This is a genomic window from Streptomyces sp. NPDC050610, from assembly GCF_040654875.1.
Taxonomy (GTDB): Bacteria; Actinomycetota; Actinomycetes; order Streptomycetales; family Streptomycetaceae; genus Streptomyces.
The window spans coordinates 1-17,829 of sequence record NZ_JBFAIV010000010.1; the positions used below are offsets into that span (position 1 = coordinate 1).

The 17,829-nt window shown below is 70.3% G+C and carries 18 protein-coding genes; 13 read left to right on the top strand and 5 right to left on the bottom strand.

Annotated features, from left to right (window positions below; all coding sequences use genetic code 11):
• Positions 1-185: 185 nt before the first annotated feature.
• Entirely contained in the window at positions 186-623 is a 438-nt protein-coding gene (locus AB0I22_RS14805) for a ferrous iron transport protein A (protein WP_363131140.1), read from the bottom strand.
• 101 nt (positions 624-724) lie between these two features.
• Between AB0I22_RS14805 and AB0I22_RS14810 the strand changes: the two genes are divergently transcribed.
• The 5 genes from AB0I22_RS14810 to AB0I22_RS14830 all read left to right on the top strand — a co-directional run bounded on the left by AB0I22_RS14810 (position 725) and on the right by AB0I22_RS14830 (position 7,196).
• Entirely contained in the window at positions 725-898 is a 174-nt protein-coding gene (locus tag AB0I22_RS14810) for a hypothetical protein (RefSeq protein ID WP_363131141.1), read from the top strand.
• A gap of 639 nt (positions 899-1,537) precedes the next feature.
• On the top strand, positions 1,538-2,224 hold the full coding sequence (locus AB0I22_RS14815) for an ABC transporter ATP-binding protein (RefSeq protein WP_363131142.1): 687 nt from the start codon (positions 1,538-1,540) through the stop codon (positions 2,222-2,224).
• Positions 2,221-4,512 (top strand): ABC transporter permease, encoded by a 2,292-nt coding sequence (locus tag AB0I22_RS14820; protein ID WP_363131143.1) that lies wholly within the window; start codon positions 2,221-2,223, stop codon positions 4,510-4,512. Before AB0I22_RS14815 ends, AB0I22_RS14820 begins: the two co-directional genes overlap by 4 nt.
• A 311-nt stretch (positions 4,513-4,823) precedes the next feature.
• The gene (locus AB0I22_RS14825; RefSeq protein WP_363131144.1) at positions 4,824-6,044 is read left to right on the top strand and encodes an acetyl-CoA C-acetyltransferase; all 1,221 of its coding nucleotides are present in this window, start codon (positions 4,824-4,826) and stop codon (positions 6,042-6,044) included.
• A gap of 324 nt (positions 6,045-6,368) precedes the next feature.
• Positions 6,369-7,196, top strand: a complete 828-nt coding sequence (locus AB0I22_RS14830; RefSeq protein ID WP_363131145.1) for a hypothetical protein — start codon at positions 6,369-6,371, stop codon at positions 7,194-7,196.
• Positions 7,197-7,879: 683 nt separating this feature from the next.
• Here the strand turns inward: AB0I22_RS14830 and AB0I22_RS14835 are convergent.
• Positions 7,880-8,191, bottom strand: a complete 312-nt coding sequence (locus AB0I22_RS14835) for a hypothetical protein (protein ID WP_363131315.1) — start codon at positions 8,189-8,191, stop codon at positions 7,880-7,882.
• A 107-nt stretch (positions 8,192-8,298) separates the two neighbouring features.
• Between AB0I22_RS14835 and AB0I22_RS14840 the strand changes: the two genes are divergently transcribed.
• Entirely contained in the window at positions 8,299-8,529 is a 231-nt protein-coding gene (locus AB0I22_RS14840) for a DUF4287 domain-containing protein (protein ID WP_030890833.1), read from the top strand.
• Positions 8,530-8,661: 132 nt separating this feature from the next.
• Here AB0I22_RS14840 and AB0I22_RS14845 read toward each other — a convergent pair whose 3' ends face one another.
• A complete protein-coding gene (locus AB0I22_RS14845; protein ID WP_363131146.1) occupies positions 8,662-9,513 on the bottom strand; it encodes a Bax inhibitor-1/YccA family protein in 852 nt (283 codons plus the stop codon).
• A gap of 315 nt (positions 9,514-9,828) precedes the next feature.
• Positions 9,829-10,668, bottom strand: a complete 840-nt coding sequence (locus tag AB0I22_RS14850) for an SDR family oxidoreductase (protein ID WP_363131147.1) — start codon at positions 10,666-10,668, stop codon at positions 9,829-9,831.
• Positions 10,669-10,799: 131 nt separating this feature from the next.
• On the opposite strand from AB0I22_RS14850, the gene AB0I22_RS14855 reads away from it, so the two are divergent.
• Positions 10,800-11,558, top strand: a complete 759-nt coding sequence (locus AB0I22_RS14855) for a hypothetical protein (protein ID WP_363131148.1) — start codon at positions 10,800-10,802, stop codon at positions 11,556-11,558.
• 11 nt (positions 11,559-11,569) lie between these two features.
• On the top strand, positions 11,570-11,971 hold the full coding sequence (locus AB0I22_RS14860; protein ID WP_363131149.1) for a hypothetical protein: 402 nt from the start codon (positions 11,570-11,572) through the stop codon (positions 11,969-11,971).
• 86 nt (positions 11,972-12,057) lie between these two features.
• Here the strand turns inward: AB0I22_RS14860 and AB0I22_RS14865 are convergent, their stop codons facing one another.
• Positions 12,058-12,327 carry a hypothetical protein gene (locus AB0I22_RS14865; RefSeq protein WP_363131150.1) on the bottom strand — a complete coding sequence of 90 codons (270 nt, stop codon included), beginning with the start codon at positions 12,325-12,327 and terminating at the stop codon, positions 12,058-12,060.
• Positions 12,328-12,602: 275 nt separating this feature from the next.
• On the opposite strand from AB0I22_RS14865, the gene AB0I22_RS14870 reads away from it, so the two are divergent.
• The 5 genes from AB0I22_RS14870 (at position 12,603) to AB0I22_RS14890 (ending at position 17,610) form a co-directional block, all read left to right on the top strand.
• Entirely contained in the window at positions 12,603-13,847 is a 1,245-nt protein-coding gene (locus AB0I22_RS14870; protein ID WP_363131151.1) for a helix-turn-helix transcriptional regulator, read from the top strand.
• Positions 13,848-14,197: 350 nt separating this feature from the next.
• Positions 14,198-14,443, top strand: coding sequence for a hypothetical protein (locus AB0I22_RS14875; protein WP_363131152.1), 246 nt, complete (start codon positions 14,198-14,200; stop codon positions 14,441-14,443).
• The gene (locus AB0I22_RS14880; protein ID WP_363131153.1) at positions 14,440-14,718 is read left to right on the top strand and encodes a hypothetical protein; all 279 of its coding nucleotides are present in this window, start codon (positions 14,440-14,442) and stop codon (positions 14,716-14,718) included. The genes AB0I22_RS14875 and AB0I22_RS14880 overlap by 4 nt, the downstream gene beginning before the upstream one ends.
• A 497-nt stretch (positions 14,719-15,215) precedes the next feature.
• Positions 15,216-16,505, top strand: a complete 1,290-nt coding sequence (locus AB0I22_RS14885; protein WP_363131154.1) for an MFS transporter — start codon at positions 15,216-15,218, stop codon at positions 16,503-16,505.
• Between the two features lie 58 nt (positions 16,506-16,563).
• Positions 16,564-17,610, top strand: coding sequence for a hypothetical protein (locus AB0I22_RS14890; RefSeq protein WP_363131155.1), 1,047 nt, complete (start codon positions 16,564-16,566; stop codon positions 17,608-17,610).
• Positions 17,611-17,829: the final 219 nt, after the last annotated feature.

The window sequence follows — 17,829 nt, forward strand, 5'->3', positions numbered from 1 at the left end:
CTACTCCGTCGACACCAAGGGCGACAACCCCCAGTTCAACTGGAACGAAGCCGACGTCCTGAACTGGAACACCAAGAAGCCCTACAACTTCTGACGCCCGCCAGTCCATGTCGCCGCGCCATACGACTCGCCTTCTCAAAGCCGACCCTGGCCCACCGACCCCGACAAGAGCCACCAGAAACGGCCTAGCCCTGAGGCTCCCGCCTTAGGTATCGCTCCCAAATCTGGGCCTTCCGGTAAGGGCCATCCCCACTGCTTTCGTGCTGAGGCTCGTCGAAGGTGACCCAGTACACCAGCTCGCCTTCCCGCGCGTTGGCCTGCTGAGCCGGCTCGGGGGCGCCGAGATCGTCAATCGTCCCCTGGAACTCCTTCTGCCACGGTCCGTTCCACGAGGAATCGCGAATGACCGTTACGCGAGTGCCGGGGGGCATGGAGCCTGGCGGCCACTCGTCGCTCAAGGGGCGGCCAAGAATGTGCTCGACGGCTCTTCTGTCTCCAGAACCTGACCAGTTTGGGCCGGCGTAGGCGGCTTCGGGCAGTTCCGGACAGACCCGCTCGTCGTCGCGGACCTGCTGCCATCCCGTTTCGCCCCGAGCCCGGCCCGACGTCGTCGTCGTATCCATAGTGACCATCATCCCTGCCGCTGCTGTTCTTCCGCCGGCGGCAGCCTCCTGCCGACAGCGGTGTGAGCAGGGCGGACGGTCGAAGGCCCACGTCAACGCCGATGCCGGACGCTGCTGGCTCGAACTCGGCGCCCCATCGTGCCGACACCGCTCTCGACACCGGGGCCACGTGCTGCATCGGCCTCGACTCCACACTCATCCGCCGCCTGGACCACCGACCCGAACAGCCGATGACCGAACTGCGCGAGTACGCCCGGCAGCGACCCTCCGGATGATCCGGCCGGTGGAGTTTTCCCCGCCGAACCGGCGCGCCTCTCCGCAACACTCCGCATCAGCCCTCATGCCGTCCGGGCACGGACGACGATCAGCCAAATCCTGAACGGTGCACGCAGGGCGTAGGGGGCAGGGTATGCCGTAGGCACCCATCAGGTAGTCGCGGTCAGGCCAAGGTTCCGATTTCGCAAGGCGCGCCGCACTCACCTGTCATGACGACTTTCCGATGACAGTCCGTTTATGGGTTGCCGCAGGTCAAACAGACCGAGACGTTCAGGTGTTCGGTTCGTCGATGATGTTTGGCCAACCGTTTTCAACTCCGTTGCCGCCCGTCCGGCGGCAGGCAATGATCACCTCAACGTAGCGGGGCGGGCACCGACTGCTCGCCGAGTGAACCCACAGAACACGTCACGCTGTCCAGCGCCCGCCCCAAACATCCAGGCGTGCGTGGCGATCAACTTCCAGCCGGACGACTGCACCGTCTGGTGGAGCGACCGCTGACCCCAGCTGACCCGACACGGCATCTGATGCGGCACGGCAGCTGACCTGACACGGCGGGGGCGGTCCCAAGCACCGCCCCCGCTCGGCCCACCGGCAACTGCGGTGGGATGCGCACTATGGAGACCGGGGCTTCGCGGAACATGAATGAACCTGTGCTGCGGGTGAGAGGGCTCAGCCACGCTGTGGGAGAGCGGCGGCTTTTCGAGTCGCTGGGCCTGGAAGTGCAGGCCGGCGAATCGGTGGCGATCACGGGGCCGAGCGGATCCGGGAAGAGCACTCTGCTTTCCTGCGTCCTGGGTCTGATCCGCCCCGGCACCGGTGCGGTCGAGGTCGCCGGCACGGACGTGACGGCCTTGCGCGGTTCGGCCCTGGCCCGGCACCGCAGTCGGCACATCGGCATGGTTTTCCAGTTCGGTGAGTTGCTGCCCGAACTGTCGCCCCTCGACAACGTCGCGCTGGCCGCCCTCCTGGCCGGCGTCCCGCGGTCGGCTGCCTACCGTCAAGCAGCCGCGCTTCTGGACGAGTTGGACGTCCCGGCGGCGTCGTCGAGTGAGCACATGTCGGGAGGAGAGCGCCAGCGCACCGCAGTGGCCCGGGCCCTCATCAACTCCCCGGCGCTGCTGCTCGCGGACGAGCCGACGGGCGCCCTGGACACCGGGACCCGGGACCGGGTGGCGGACCTCCTGTTCAGCATGCCCGCCCGCCACCGGTGCGGGCTCCTGGTCGTCACCCACGACGGGACCATCGCCCAGCGCGCCGACAGGACCCTCGCCCTGGGCGACGGCGCCCTGTCGGCGACGAACGGCAGTGGAACGGGCGTCCGGTGAAAGAACGTGGAGTCAGCGGACAACTGATGCGGGTAGGCCGGGCCGCCGACCGCAGGGCCGAGGCGGGGCGTGTCCGGTTCATCGCGCTCCTGGCGGCCACCGCCCTCCTCGCGCTGGGGATCGCCGCCATGCTGACCGCCCACGCGGGCTACCAGGGCCAGGCCGGGAGGGGAATCGCACGTAATCCGATCGCCCAGGAGGACCGCCCGGATCTGCCCGGCACAGCCCTCTGGGCAAAGTCCACCGACTCCGTACCCGGCAGTGGGTTCTTCTCCATCGTGTTCATCACGCCGCTGACGGCAGAGGCGCCGCTGCCTCCCGGGCTCTCCGCCTGGCCCGCCCCGGGAGAAGCCGTGCTCTCTCCCCGGTTGCGCCGGTTGGGGGCCGAAGACGGCATCGCCACACGGTACGGGCGTGCCACCGCGGAGATAGGCGACGCAGGCCTCCAGTCGCCTGACGAGCTGCTGGCCTACATCCGTCCGCGAGTCGCCCTGCCCGCGGGCAAGGCGACGAACATCGTGGGATATGGCCGTCCCGCGCACGCCTCGCCAGTCCGCTTGGGTCAGCTCGCCTACGCCAAGCCGGAGTGGACCTTCCAGATCATGCCGGGCGTGCTGGTACTGCTGCCCGTCGCGGTTCTTCTGGTGGTCGCCGCACGCTCCGGCTCCCACAGCCGTGACCGCCGGACCGCGTTGGTGAGCGCCCTCGGCGGCACGCCGCGCGCACGCGCCCTGATCGTCCTGGGCGAGGTCAGCCTGCCGGTCCTGGCCGGATCTTTGATCGCGGCAGCGGTAGTGGGCGCGTTCTGCACGACCGATGTGCGACTGCCCGGGACCGGTTTCGTCGTCTCCGCCGTCGATGTGCGCGCATGGTGGTGGGAGCTGCTGTTGGGCGTGGCGGCCTCCGCCGCAGTGGTCGTCGCGGCGTCCGTCGCCGCGAGCCGCCTCTCGCGCGCCACCGGGGGAAGCTCGCGCACCGCCGGGGGAAGCTCCCGCACCGCCGGGGGAAACTCGCGCACCGCCGGAGGAAGCTCCCGCACCGCCGGGGGAAACCGACCCACGGGCACCCGCCGGTCGCCGACTCGCTGGGCGGTCCTGTGCCCGGTCTTCCTGCTGATCGCCGTCCGCGGCCCGGACCTCTTCGCCGCGGGAACGCCCGCCAACGTCCTGATCAACTGGGTGGGCGCAGCGGCCACGCTGATCACTCTCCCGGCCGCCATCGCCGTCCTCATCGCCCGGCTCGGGCGCTTGATGAGCACCGCGGGCCGCCGGTTCGGCCGCCCCGGCCTCCTGGTGGCCGGCCACCGCGTGGCGGCCCACCCGGGCCCCACGGCCCGTATGACGGCAGCGGTGGTCGTCTCCCTCGGACTGCTCATCCAAGTCGTCGCATGGCAGGGTCTGTTCGGCGAGACCGCCCGGGCCGCGCAGGCAACCGTCGACCGGATCGGCAGCAGCGCTCTCTACATGCAACCAGGCGCCGCCACGCCCCAGCAGATGGAAGCCTTCGTACGCCGGCTGCCCTCCACGGAGCAGGCGGTACAGCTCATCAGCTCCGGCGGGCAGCCCACCACCACCCTTCAGGGCACGTGCCAGGGCCTGACCGCGCTCCGGCTCCCGTGCAGCCGACGGCCCGTCACGCTCAGCGGCGTGCCCAAGGACCCGCGGGTCCGCGAGATCATCGACTGGAGTGCATCCGGCAGCACCACCGTGGTCGTGCGCGAACTCACCCGGGCCGCCGCCCCGGCGACGTCAGACGCAGAGGGAATCCCACCCACCATTCTGGTCTCCGTGGACGGCCACGATCTTCCCGTTTCCGCACTGAAGCAACTGGCCTACCAGGTGTTCCCCAAGGGGGCCGCCATCAACACGGCAGGCGGGGAGTGGCTCGTGGCCGGTCAGCTCAAGCGGTCCCAGGGACTGTGGATCACCTTCTTCGGGTTCATCGGCATCCTCGTCCTGGCGGGCGCGTCCGTCATCAGCGGCACCGCCGAGTTTCTGCGCAACGGCCGCGCCCTCGCGCCCATCAGCGTCCTGTCGGGCAACCGGCGCGTCTACTGGAGCACCGCCGCCTGGAGCCTCCTCGTCCCCTTCGTCCTGGCCGGCAGCGCCGGCTGCCTGGTCGGAACATGGCTGGCCTTCCCCAAGACGGCCGACGGCTCCTCCTTCATCTCGGGGTCCTTCCTCGCCGCCTGCGCACTGGGCGTATCGGTGATGGGCCTGCTGGCCTGGGGGTGGGGCGCGAATGTCGCTGCCCGGCAGGCCGCAGCGTGGCGGCCCCGAGGCGACTGACCGACGGCGGGACGATCCAAGCTCGGCACCCCATGGCGAGGTCGGCGCCCGAGACCGCCGTGGCTCCCCGGGCACCGCCGCCGAGAGGACGAGCGAGGGGACGCCGCCGCCGAGAGGACGAACAGAAGAAGCGCCGCCCGCGAAAGGAAGAGGACTGAGCAAGCGCTTAGAAAAGAGGCCCGCATCACAGTGCGCGGGCAGTGACCCCGGCGGTACGGACGGGTAACTTCCCCAGAGGCCCGTCCGTCGCCAGGCCGCCGCGCCGCACGAGGCGCTACGCGCCGGCATACCTTCTCGCCGCTGGAGCCGTGATGCCCGAAGCCGTGATCGTCTCGACCGCCCGCTCCCCCATCGGCCGCGCCGCCAAGGGCTCCCTCAAGGAACTGCGCCCCGACGACCTCACCGCCACCATCATCGGCGCCGCCCTCGCCAAGGTCCCCGAACTCGATCCCCGCGACATCGACGACCTCATGCTCGGCTGCGGCCTCCCCGGCGGGGAACAGGGCCACAACCTCGGCCGCATCGTCGCCGTGCAGATGGGCATGGACCACCTCCCCGGCTGCACCGTCACCCGCTACTGCTCGTCCTCCCTCCAGACCTCCCGGATGGCGCTGCACGCCATCAAGGCGGGCGAGGGCGATGTCTTCATCTCGGCCGGCGTCGAGACGGTCTCCCGTTTCGCCAACGGCTCCTCCGACGGCATGCCCGGCACCCACAACCCGCTCTTCGCCGACGCCGAGGCCCGCACCGCCACCCGCGCCGAGAAGGGCGGCGAGGACTGGCACGACCCCCGCGAGGACGGCCTCGTCCCCGACGCCTACATCGCGATGGGCCAGACCGCCGAGAACCTGGCCCGCCTCAAGGGCGTCACCCGCCAGGACATGGACGAGTTCGGCGTCCGTTCCCAGAACCTCGCCGAGAAGGCCATCGAGAACGGCTTCTGGGAGCGGGAGATCACGCCCGTCACCACCCCCGACGGCACGGTCGTCAGCAAGGACGACGGGCCCCGCGCGGGCGTCACCCTGGAGGGCGTGCAGGGCCTGAAGCCCGTCTTCCGCCCCGACGGGATGATCACCGCGGGCAACTGCTGCCCCCTCAACGACGGCGCCGCCGCCCTCGTCATCATGTCCGACGCCAAGGCCCGCGAGCTCGGCCTCACCCCGCTCGCCCGCATCGTCTCGACCGGCGTCTCCGCCCTCTCCCCCGAGATCATGGGCTACGGGCCGGTCGAGGCCAGCAAGCAGGCGCTGCGCCGGGCCGGCCTGTCCATCGGCGACATCGACCTCGTCGAGATCAACGAAGCCTTCGCCGCCCAGGTCATCCCCTCCTACCGTGACCTCGGCATCGACCTCGACCGCCTCAACGTCAACGGCGGGGCCATCGCCGTGGGTCATCCCTTCGGGATGACCGGAGCCCGCATCACCGGCACGCTCGTCAACTCCCTCCAGTTCCACGACAAGCAGTTCGGCCTGGAAACCATGTGCGTAGGCGGCGGCCAGGGCATGGCCATGGTCCTCGAACGCCTCAGCTGAGCTGCGACGACAACACCGGCCGACGGCGAGGCGCGAGCGGCCCGCGGACGCGGGCCGCTCCGGTGCCCGCGCGGGACCGGACCGCCACGCAGCGCGACCATCGGTCCGAGCGCCCGGCGCGCGCCCCGGAGTGCGCGCGAATCTCCCCCAGGATGTGACCAATCTCCTGGGGGATTTCTATCTACGCAGGTCAGCGTGGTTGAAAGGCGAACGTCCCGGACCTACGGCCTGTCCGGTTCGTGACGTTATGCACTGACGACGAGGGGCAGACCCCGCAAAGCTGAGGTAGGAATTCGGGGGATCTATAGCAACCGGGAGTCGTCAGTGAGCGCCATGTCCCTTGCCCTGCTGCTGGCAGCGGCCACCGCGACGGCCGCCGGCGCCGCCGCCCTGCACACCACCCGCGGGCTGCGCCGCCAGATCGCCGCCCTGCGCGACGAATTGGCGGCCACCGCCGCCGACCGGAGCGCCGCCGCCGCGGTGCCCGCCGCCCGCGCCACGCCCACCGCCGAGATACGCGCCGCCGTGACCGAGGCGCTCGCCGAGGAGCGCGAACGCGAACTCGCCGAGGCCCGCGCCTTCTGGGCCGCCCAGGAGGCACGCGACGCCGCCGACGCGCCGACGATGCTCGGCCTCGCCGGGCTCGGCGACGACCCCCAGCCGGAGAACACGCTGTACGTGCCCCGCCAGACCGACTTCGCCGGCCTGGAACCGCTGGTCGACGCCGAACTGATCGAGGCCGAGGCGCTCGACGCCGCGGCCGCCGAATCGGAGGCCGCCGACTCCCCGGAACTGGCCGCCGCGCGCCGCCGGCACCCCTCGCACCCGGACTTCAGCCCCGTTCCGGCCATCGGCGACCACGACCGCACCGTGGGCCGCCTCGCCGAACTCGCCGACGCGCGCGTCCCCCTCGCCGACGTACGCCCCGGCCCGCTGGGCACCCTCGACGTGTACGTCTTCACCGACGGCACCACCGTCTGCATGACCCCCGGCCACCGAGAGACCGCCGAGCGCCTGGCCGACGCCCTCCGCTCGGGCGACACCCCGGTCCTGCTCGGCGGCTCCGGCGTCTCCGGCGCGTACGCCCTGACCTTCGGCTGCGGCGGGGAGAGCGTCTACGTCCTGGCGGACCGGGTCATCGCGTCCCTCTGACGCCGAGCGCCGACGGGGCGGCGCCCGCCTGAACGCCCTCTGCGGCCCACGATCCGCGTCAGCGGCCCGCGATCGGCATCAGCGGCCCGCAGTCCTCGATCCGCGACAGCAACGGTCCTCAGCGCCGCTGTCCGCAGCCAGGAGCCGCTCTCAGGACCACCGCCGACCGGCAGGAGCCCCGCCCACCCGGCAGGGCCGAGCGCCCGGTCTGTACGTACGCCCCCGGCGAGCCCCCGGCGGTAGGCGGCAGCCCCGGTAACAGGCAGCCCCTTGAAAACGCGACTGGCGCAACCGCCCCGGCCGCCCCGGCTCACAGAGCCCGGAGATCCAGCAGGCCGAGCGCCTCTCCATCTCAACCCGCCCTCATCGGAGACGCACCCCCGATCAGAGGCACGCCCCGATCACGGGCGCAGCCCGATCAGGGGCGCAACCCGACCGCGAGGTGCAGCCCGACCAGAGGGCGGGGGCCCAACCAAGCGGTGCGACCCCGATCAAGGGCACAGCCCCAACCAGAGGGCGCAGCCCAACTCAAGGGGCAGGGCCCCACTCACGGGGCGTACAGCCCCCATCAGGGCGTGCAGCCCCACCAGGGGGCGTGCGAGGCCCCCACCGCAGGCGCAGCCCCACCGCAGGCCGCAGCCGCGGCCCCCTCCGCAGGCACGGCCCCCACCGCAGGTGCGGCCTCAGAGGCCGCACCGTTTGGCTGCGGCCTCGACGCTGGCGAGGGCGTCCTCCACCTCGGCGGCAGGGGCGCCGCGGAGCGCCTCCACGGCGTCGTGTCCGGCGACAGCCACCTGGTCGGCGGCGGCGAAGAGGCCCGCGTCCGGCATGTCGCGCGGGCCCGGGGAGTCGGGTTCCTCCAATCTCCTGGCGCGTTCGGCGAGTTCGCGCGCGAGCTCCAGCCCCTCGGCGGCGGCTCCCCTGCTCAGCCGGGACTGCGGCAGGGCGCGCAGCCGGTCGGCGAAGGAGTCCACGGCTGTCAGCAGAGACGTCAGATCATCCACGGCGTGAGCCTATGCGCCGCCCGCCGACTGTTGCCAACGCCTGAACACTCAGGCACGGTGACATGAAGGACCAGCATTCGACGCGTCCGGAGGCGCCGATGTCCCACGTCTTCTCCGACGAGACTCACCGGAACCTGCTCTCCCACATCCCCCATTGCACGGGCCGTGAAGTCGCCGACTGGCTGCGCACGGTAGACGAAGGCCCCGCTCTCTTCCGCTTCGAGGAGAAGGTCAGTTGGCTGCGCGGCGAGCACAACCTCGCGTACGGCCACGCCAAAGCGATCATTCATGAGTACGACCTCCGACGGGCCGCTCGGAAGCTGCTCTAGCGGCGGCCACCTCCCCCGACAACGCCGAAGGGTCCGTGAAGGCAGTGCCTTCACGGACCCTTCCGGCTTCGGGCGGGGTGGCCGCCGCAGGCGCCTCTCCCGGCGGACGCCGCCGGTCACGGCACCGGTTGCCTAGTTGTCGTTCAAGATCGCGATCAGTCGCAGCATCTCGGTGTAGATCCACACGAGGGACAGCGTCAGGCCGAAGGCCGCCAGCCAGGACTCCTCGCGCGGAGCGCCGTACCGGATGCCGTCCTCGATCTGCTTGAAGTCCAGCGCCAGGAAGGCGGCGCCCAGCAGCACGCCGATGATGCCGACCACGATGCCCAGGCCGCCGGTGCGGATGCCGAGGCCGTCGCCGCCGCCGAAGACGCTGAACAGCAGGTTCACGGCCATCAGCAGGACGAAGCCGATCGCCGCGGCCATCACGAAGCGGTAGAACCGCCGGTCGACCCGGATGAGCCGGGTCTTGTACGCGATGAGCACGCCGACGAAGACGGCCATGGTGCCGAGGACCGCCTGTACGGGGGCGCCGTCGGCGAGGTAGTTGAACGCCTTGCTGATCACGCCGAGGAACAGGCCCTCGAAGAGCGCGTACCCGATGATCAGCGCGGGCACCGGCTTCGCCTTGAACGCCTGGATGAAGCCCAGGACCATCGCGACGAGCCCGGCGGCCGCACCGGCGCCCCAGGGCAGGTTCATGGTCCAGGCCGCGACCGCGGCGACGACGACCACGCCGAGCGTGATGCCGGTGCGCGTGACGACGTCGTCCATCGTCATCCGGCCGGTCTGCGCCGGCGTCTGCGGGGCGCCGGTCTGGAGGTCCTGCTGCCCTGCGGCGTACGGGTTGTTCGCGTACGGGTTGCCGCCGGCGTACGGGTTCGCGGTGGGGGCCCCGGCCTGCGGCGCCGCGTTGAAACCGGCGTAGCCGCCACTGTCGCGGCTGAACCCCCGTCGCGAGAAGACCGGGTTGCTGCTCCTCATCTCACTCCTCCGTGGCCACCCTGCGCGGCCTCGCGGTCAAGGGTAATAGGTGGGCAAAGAAATAGTTCTACTGCTTGGGGACGATCTTTTCGTCCCTGTCGACATCTGTACGGGAAAACGCGGCCGACGGCCACTGAGTTCCCGCGGCCCGCCCGTCACCCCCGCTGGTCAGGCCCCCGTCACCGGTACGGCGCCGGGCCGGTCTGCTACGTACCCCCGACCGCGTACGCCCAACCGCGCACGGACCGGCGCCGCCCACCGGCACCGGCCGCGCGGAACACGGAACCGGCCGCGCGGAACACGAAAGCGGACCGGTCAGCCGGCGGTCGCGTCCGCCGCCACCGAACGGGCGACGTCGCGATGGGCCTCGTGCTCGGCGAGCCGGGCGGTGAGGGCGGCATGGACGTCGTCGTACGTATCGGGGCCGAGCGGGAGGCGGAGCGGGGCCGCGTCGGAGTCGACGAGGCCGATCATCGCGTCCGCGATCTTCTCCCCGCTGTTGGGCACCGGGAAGGTCCCGTCCGCGAACGACCGCCGGGTCTCGGCGGCGGGCGTGTGCTCGTACGCGGGCAGGGCGGGCGCGGTGTCGAGCGAGGTGCCGAACCCGGTGGGCGTCGCGCCCGGCTCGACGATCGTCAGGGCCACGCCGAGCGGCGCGATCTCGCGGGCCACCGTCTCGCAGAAGCCCTCAATGCCCCACTTGGAGGCGTGGTAGTAGCCCATGCCCGGATAGGTCGTCTGCCCGCCCGCCGTGGACACCTGGAGGACCCGCCCCCGGCCCTGGGCGCGCAGATGCGGGAGGGCGGCGCGGATGACATGGACGGAGCCGAGCAGGTTGGTGTCGATGACGCGCCGTATCTGCTCGTCGGACGCCTCCTCCACGGACGCGAGGAGCCCGTAGCCGGCGTTGTTCACGACGACGTCGATCGTGCCGAGGGCGTCGAACGCCTCGTCCACGACGCTCCGCACTCGCCCCGCGTCCGTGACGTCGAGCCCGGCGGTCCAGAGCCGGTCGCCGTACGTCGCGCGGAGGCCGTCCAGGGCCTCGGGGCGGCGGAGCGTGGCGGCGACGCGGTCGCCGCGGGCCAGGAGGCGTTCGGTGAGCAGCCGCCCGAAGCCGGAGGAGGTGCCGGTGATGAACCAGGTGGTGGTCATGGAGTTCCCTTCACTGCTGGGTCGTCGGTGCGGTCGGTGTCGGCCGGGTCGTCTGGATCGTCCGGGTCGGCTGGGTCGTCTATGCCGTCGTGCCGTGTCGGCACGATGCTGCGGTGTCGTGGTGCCGCGCCGTGGCCGCGATTTCGAATTGGCTTGAAGCCGCGCGCTCGCGGTCCGAGCGCGTCGGCGAGTGCCCCTCGGCACCATCAGCCGCATCCGGGCCGGTCGCCCGGGCCGCATCCGCCGGGCGGCGGTCGGCCCCCGGGCGTCGGGGCACGGAGACAGATGACGGGAGTCGGCCGACACGGGGGAGCTCTTGCTGTGAGGGGTACTGGCCGGGATCCCCACCGCACCCTGTACGCAGCCCCGGGCTGCGGGGCGAATCTCGCCCCCTTCGGATTCCTGCGGGAAAGCACCCGTACGGCCGGGAGTTGTCGAATCTGATTGGTGAACTGTCGACCCGCAGCGCCGTCTTCCGCGTGCTGTGGAGGTCACACGACGTCCATGTCTTCCGCGAGTGGACGAAGCGCTTCCGCTATTCGCTCGTCGGCGACCTGGAACGCGACGGCCCGAGCGTCCTGGCTCTACAGCGCGACCTCGAATTCCGCGGCCGAGGACGGCCTGAAACCGCCGGCCAACTGGTCCACCACGACCGGAGAGAGACAGGGCCGGGAATAGGAACGGGGCGAGGTCACCACGATGTGAAACGGACGGTCGCGAACACGGCGGCGACCACCGGGAGTTCCGGCGTATCCAATAGAGAGAATACGGCTCCCGTTCCGCCCCCGCTCCGGCGGCCGGGCCGAACTACGGCGCTGATCTGGGATAATGGCAGCGGCCATCGCAGTCGGCGAGCCATCGACTTCGCCGACCGGGCTCCGCATGGGTAAGGGAGAGAGTCTTGCACGCCCCTCACATATCTGAAAATGTCTGGTGGATTATCGCCGTCATCATGACGGCCCTCCTCCTCGCCGCCTGGCTGCCCATACTGCCGAATGCCAAGTCCCGGAGCCAGTTCTCCGCCATCCCCCTCCTCGGGGTGCTCTTCCTGTCGACGATGGCAAAGCTGCGCGGGCACGACCTCACAACGCTTCTCTCGACGTATTCCACCGTGCTTCTCGCGTTCACTATCAGCGCCATAGGGCGTCGCGCAGACATACGAGTGGCGGTACGTCAGGGTGAGGACCCGCTGGGTACTCCGGCCAGTGAATCAGAGCCGGCGACCAGGAGAATAACGATACAGATCCTCTCCGCCTGCGCCGTGTCATTCGCCCTGTGGACGTGGCTCAAGTACGGCCAGTAATTCCTCATGAAACACGCCTCCGTCACGGTCGATAACGGTCCGCACCGGAGGCGTTTCGCATTCAGCGGCTGAAAACTTGAAAAGGGTCAGCTCCAGGTGAAGATGTACCGGCCGCCCGACGGGGTGCAGGCGTAGCTGTGCAGCATCCCCATCTGAGCCATGGTGTTGCCGTAGGTCTGGCACTCCCGGAGGGAACCGAACGGCACATTCTGCCGGGGAGTGTCCGTGACGCGCACAACGGTGGAGTGACTGGGCTCCAACGACGCCGCGGAGGCGGAACCCGCCCCGGTCAGCGTCACCGCGGCGGCGGAGAGAGCGGCGAGGGCCAGGGCGGATCGCTTGGTCCACGTGCGCATGGTTTCTCCTTCTGAGTGACCTCGATAATCCGCCGCGCCACCTGCGCCCGACGCCGCGCCGCGACGTAACGGCACAGGCACACAGCGTCACGCCATGCTATGCCGCTGCCGCTGGGGCGGATATGCGCCTGACTGCCCACCTGTTGGTCAAACACTGCTCGCAACGATCGCCGCTACGGCGTTACTTGCCTTCCCGCTGGCCCCATCGGAGCGGATTCCAGCGCCCTTCGCGCACCCGCCCCGGGCGTACGCTGGATGAAGAGGTAGGTGACGTGATGTCTTCAGAACTGGCGGACAACGTACGGAACCATCGACGGCGCGCGGGCTTCAGCCAGGAGCGGCTGGCCGAAGCTGCCGACGTCTCCCCCGCACTCGTCCGCAAGGTAGAGCAGGGGGGAACGCCCAGGGTGGAAACCCTGTACGCGCTCGCTCGCGCCCTTGGAGTGACCACCTCGGCGCTCTTCGCGACCGGGGCGCCGGAGCCCGTACGCGATGACGGGCCGAATCATCTGCGGCTGATGGAGATCCGGCGCGCCCTCATGCCACCCGTGGGCTTGAGGGAAGCCACGGCGGGAGCCGGAGAGCCACCGCCGCCACCCACACAGGTGATTCGGCGCAACATCGCCGATGTGCACGCGCTGTATCAGACGGACCGGTACGACTCCGTGGCGAAGCAGCTTCCGGGGATCGTCGGAACCGCGGAATCGGCAGTCACCGCGGCCGACGGCGACGAAGAACACCGCCAAGCGCTGAGCGTTCGAGCTCAAGCCTTTCTGCTGGCGGGCAAATACCTCACTCAAGTACGGCAGTACGACTTGGCTTACTACGCGCTGTCGCAGGCTATTCGCGACGCGCGGGCAGCGGGAGAGACCCTGACGGCCGCCACGGGCGTGGTCGGCTTGAGCTGGCTCCTCCTGAGGCAGGACCGATTCGACGAGTGCGAGAGCCTGGCCGCCGCCACAGCCGATGAGATGGAGCCACGCGTTTCCACCGCCGCTCCCGGGCAGATCGCGGTGTGGGGGGAGCTGTCTCTCCGCGTCGCTTCCGCGGCGATTCGCAACAACAGGCCCGATGCGGCCCGAGAAGCGCGCCGGATGGCGAGCACGGCCGCGAGCGCGCTGGGCGTGGAACACCTCGACTTCGGCTCGCACTGGACCACTTTCGGCCCTGTCACCGCGGAGATGAAGGCGGTGGAGGACCTTTCCCTTGTCGGCGACGCCCATGGAGTCCTCCGGCGTTCCGACGACGGCGTACTGAGCCGCAGGGGCGTGAAAGCGGCGGGGAAACCCAGTTCGAACAACTGGGACCGTCACCGCCTGGACGTCGCACGCGCCCATGTGACGCTGGGATCGCATCAGGACGCCATGCACGAGCTGAACTCACTGCGGCGCACGTCTCCTGAGTGGGTCCGCCATCAGGCAATGGCGCGTTACGTAATGGCCGACGTCCTCCATCACCGGAAGCGCACCCTCACGAAGGACATGCGCGATATGGCAGCGCACCTCGGTATCACCGGCTAGTTGCTACGCGCCGTATCACGTACGGCAGTTAGCGGTGAAAACCGCTAGGGAACATGCCTGGTTCGGCATCGGGCACGGTCATACGGTCGCTCCGTCGAGTCCGCAGACGATGACCAGAGGTTCCGGGTGACCAGCACAGCCACAGAAACACAGCGAACCAACAGCGACCACACGCAGAGTACGCCTTCCCCGGCCGAACCGTTCGAGCAGTTGAGCGACCTGACTGAAGCCATTTCGAATGGCGTCTTTTGGCGTCTGATTCCGGACGGGATTCCTCGTCCGCATGAGTTCGCCCCACCCACACGGGAGTTGACGGTTCGGGTACGGAACGGCCTGAGGCGGCTGAGCGCATGAAGAGCGCGGCGCGGGCGGAACTGTCCCGGCTGATGGCGGAGAGCGGCGGCACCGGCGTACTCCTGCTGTTCAAGCCGCTCGGCGACACGCTGGACAGGCCGGAAATCCCACCCGGCTCCATCGCCTTCCCCCGGTGCGAATGCCCGCAGCACCGGGCCGGTGCGGGGGTGCCGGACACGGCGGTCCGCCTGGGCGCGAGAGGCGCAGCCAACGGCGGGGGCCGGGAAGGGGCGACGCCATGAAGCGCACCTTCCGGTACATGACGTGGACGTTCGAACAGGACGCGACCACGTACCCGGAGTACAGCGCCGTGTGCGTCACGGGCGAGGAGAAGGACTGCGGGGAGATGATCCGCTCCGGCGGCTCGGACTGGATCGAGGAGTGGATGCGCCGCCACACGCAGTCCACCGGCCACACCCGCTACCGCCGGACCGTGGACGACTACGTGACGCTGGAACCTCCAAAGGAGGTACGGGCCTTGATTACCGGAAAGCCGGCGGTCGCGCCGCCACACTGAGCGTGTGAACGACGGCGTATGGAACGACGACCCATACCGGCAGGCCCCGACAGCGAATCCCCCCGTGCAGTGCGTCAAATGCAAGGGAATCGAGGTGATCCTGTCCCAGGTCCCACACCCTGGGACAGGGGAACTCCAATGGCGGCTCACCTGCCTCCGATGCCGAGTCGCGTGGCAGCAGGACCAGCACGGCGGCGAACCCGACGAATACGCCTGACGAATGCGCGTGGCGAATACGCGTGACGGAAGGGACGAAAGGCAGTCCTGCCTGCCGCTGACCAGCCCGGGTCAGTTCGTCCGGATCGGTTCGTCCGGATCAGTTCGTCCGGATCAGTTCGTCCGGATCGGTTCGCTCCGACCCGTAGGGCGACTCCGGCCCGTAGGGCCACTGCGGCCCGTAGGGCCACCGCGGCCCGTAAGGCCACCGCCCCATGCGCAGGCGACCGGCGCCCCACCGACTTGACTCTCACACTGGTGTCGGACTTTAGCGTCGGCGCATGACAACGAGCGCTGCGATCTCGCCCATGGGCGACTCCCCTTCTCCGGCCAGGCAACGGGCGGTCCTGGCGGCTCTCACGGCGTGTGTGTTCATGGTGGGCACGGCGGAGTGGGTGATGGTGGGGCTGCTGCCCGACCTTTCGTCGGATCTGTCGCTGCCGCTGCCCACCGCCGGTTCGCTGGTGACCTGGTACGCGCTGACCGTCACGGTGGCCGGGCCGCTGGTCACCGTGCTGATGCTGCGGGTTCCCCGCCGGACGGCCCTTCTCGTGCTGGTCGCGGTGTTCGTGGCCGGCAACGTGGCGGCGGCGTCGGCCGGGGCGTTCGGGATGCTGGCGGCGGCCAGGATGGTGACGGCCCTGACCCACAGCACGTCGTTCGCGGTGGCCTTGGTGATCGCGGTGTCGATGTCGCCCCCGGACCGTCGGGGCCGGGCGATCTCCGTGGTCGCCGCGGGCTGGAACCTCGCGACGGTGTTCGGCGCGCCGCTGGGGACGTGGGTCGGGGAGCGCTACGGCTGGCGTGTGACGTTCTGGAGCATCGCCGTGCTCAGCGCCCTCATCCTGACCGCTGTGGCGGTGCTCGTCCGTCCGCCCGCGCCGGACGCGCCGCTTCGTCCTCGCGCCGAGGTACGCGCGCTGCTGAATGGCCGGGTGGCCACCGTGCTTTCGATCATCATCGTGGCGCAGGCCGGACTGTTCACCCTCTACACCTACATCACCCCGCTGCTGAGGGAGGTGAGCGGCTTCAGGGCTCCGGTGGTCACCGTGCTGCTGGCCGTGTTCGGGTTCGGCGCGCTGTTCGGCAACATCCTCGGCGGCCGGCTGGCGGACCGTGCCCCTTGGGGAGCTCTGTGCGCGCTGCTCGCCGCGCTCGCCGCCGTACTGGCGCTCTTCACGCTCACCAGCCGGGTCCAGTGGGCGGGCGCCCTGACCGTGCTCCTGCTCGGCGCGGTCTCCGGCGCTCTCATCCCGCTGTTGCAGCACCAGGCACTCGCCGCCGCGCCCGGAGCGCCGACCCTGGTCACCGCGATCGGCGCCTCCGCGTTCAACCTGGGCGTAGCGGGCGGCTCCAAGCTCGGCGGCGAGGCCCTGGGAACCGGCTTCGGCCTGGGCGACCTGGCCTGGCTCGGGGGCCTGGTGGCCCTCGCCGCGCTGCCCTTGGCCGTACGTACCGCCCTCCGCCGAAGCCGGGCGGGCCGCTTCTCGTCCCCGGCCCCAGCAGGGCCTCGACGGCCTGGCGCCAACTCGCCTGCGGGCACGGTGACTTTGTCCAAGGAAGATCATTGACGAATTACCCTATGGACGTAGTTTCGAGATCTTCCAAGGTGAAAGTGGTTTTCAGCGCATGAGACTCACCCGTGTCTCGGTGGCCGTCGCGGCTGCCGCCATCGCTCCGGCGTTACTGCTGTCCTCCCCGGCGTTCGCCGCGGACAGCGCTCCGGCCTCCGCCACGGCGGGCGGCTCCACGTCCCCCGCCAAGCCGGTGACCGGCACCGCCTCGGACACCGATCCGGCAGGGAGCGAGACGGGGTCGCAGGAGGCGGAGGACCGGGCCGCGATCCACAAGATGCTCGCCGACAAGTCGATCGGCTCGTGTCTCCGAGAAGCGGCGCAGGAAGCGCTCGACGGCGACGCGCAGAAGAAGCGCAACTTCCTGGAGCACGGCCAGTACGTGGCGCGCCTCTACGACGACCGGATACTCGCCACCCGCATCGAGGACGCCGGCGGCCCGACGGTGCGGGCCGCCGCGCGGAAGGCGCTGAATTCCAACGACGAAGCGGATCTGCGGTACTTCCTCAGAGTGGGCCAGTACGACGCCCGCTTCACCGATGACCTGATACTCGTCACCCGCATCCAGGACGGCGCGGGCCCGGAGGTGAAGGCTGCCGCGCGGAAGGCGCTGATGGCCTATACCGCGCAAGCCGTGCGGGAGTTCCTCGAAGTGGGCCAGTTCGAGGCGCGGGCCAAGGACGAGGCGAACGCCGCCGCCGCTCGTAACAAGCCCGATCCGGGCAAGGGCCACGACGGCGACAAGGACGGTAAGAACGGCAAGGACGCCGAGCCCGGCAAGGACGGCAAGGACAGCAAGGACACAGCAGCTCACCAGGCGAACGGGGCGGACAAGGACGGCAACGTGGCCACCAAGGCCAAGGAGGCGGCCGAGCCCGTAGCCGACAGCCCGGAGGGCGCCGGCACCACCACCGTGAAGGCCGCGGCCGCCACCGCCTCGAACTCCGCGACGCCCTTCGCCACCACCGTCACGAGCGCCGAACTCGCCTCCACCGGCACCGGCCCCGCCACCCCCTGGGCCCTCGGCGGAACCGCCGTCGCACTCACCGCCGGCGCGGCCCTGATGCTCGCGGCCCGCCGCCGCACCTCCACCGAGCGCTGACGGCCCCGGCCCCGTAACCGGCCCCGTAACCGCATACCCCGGGGCTTCGGCCCCAGCAGCGCTCCCAAGCCCCGGGCAGGGCAGGGCGGTGGGGTCCCTGAGGGATCCTGCCGCCGGGTGGCTCACCAGCAGGGGCCGTGGTCTTTCTCCCTTCTCGGAGCAGGTCCATCTCGTGATCGACAGCGGTTGGGGGCCGGCCCCGCGAGGATCTCGGGTGCG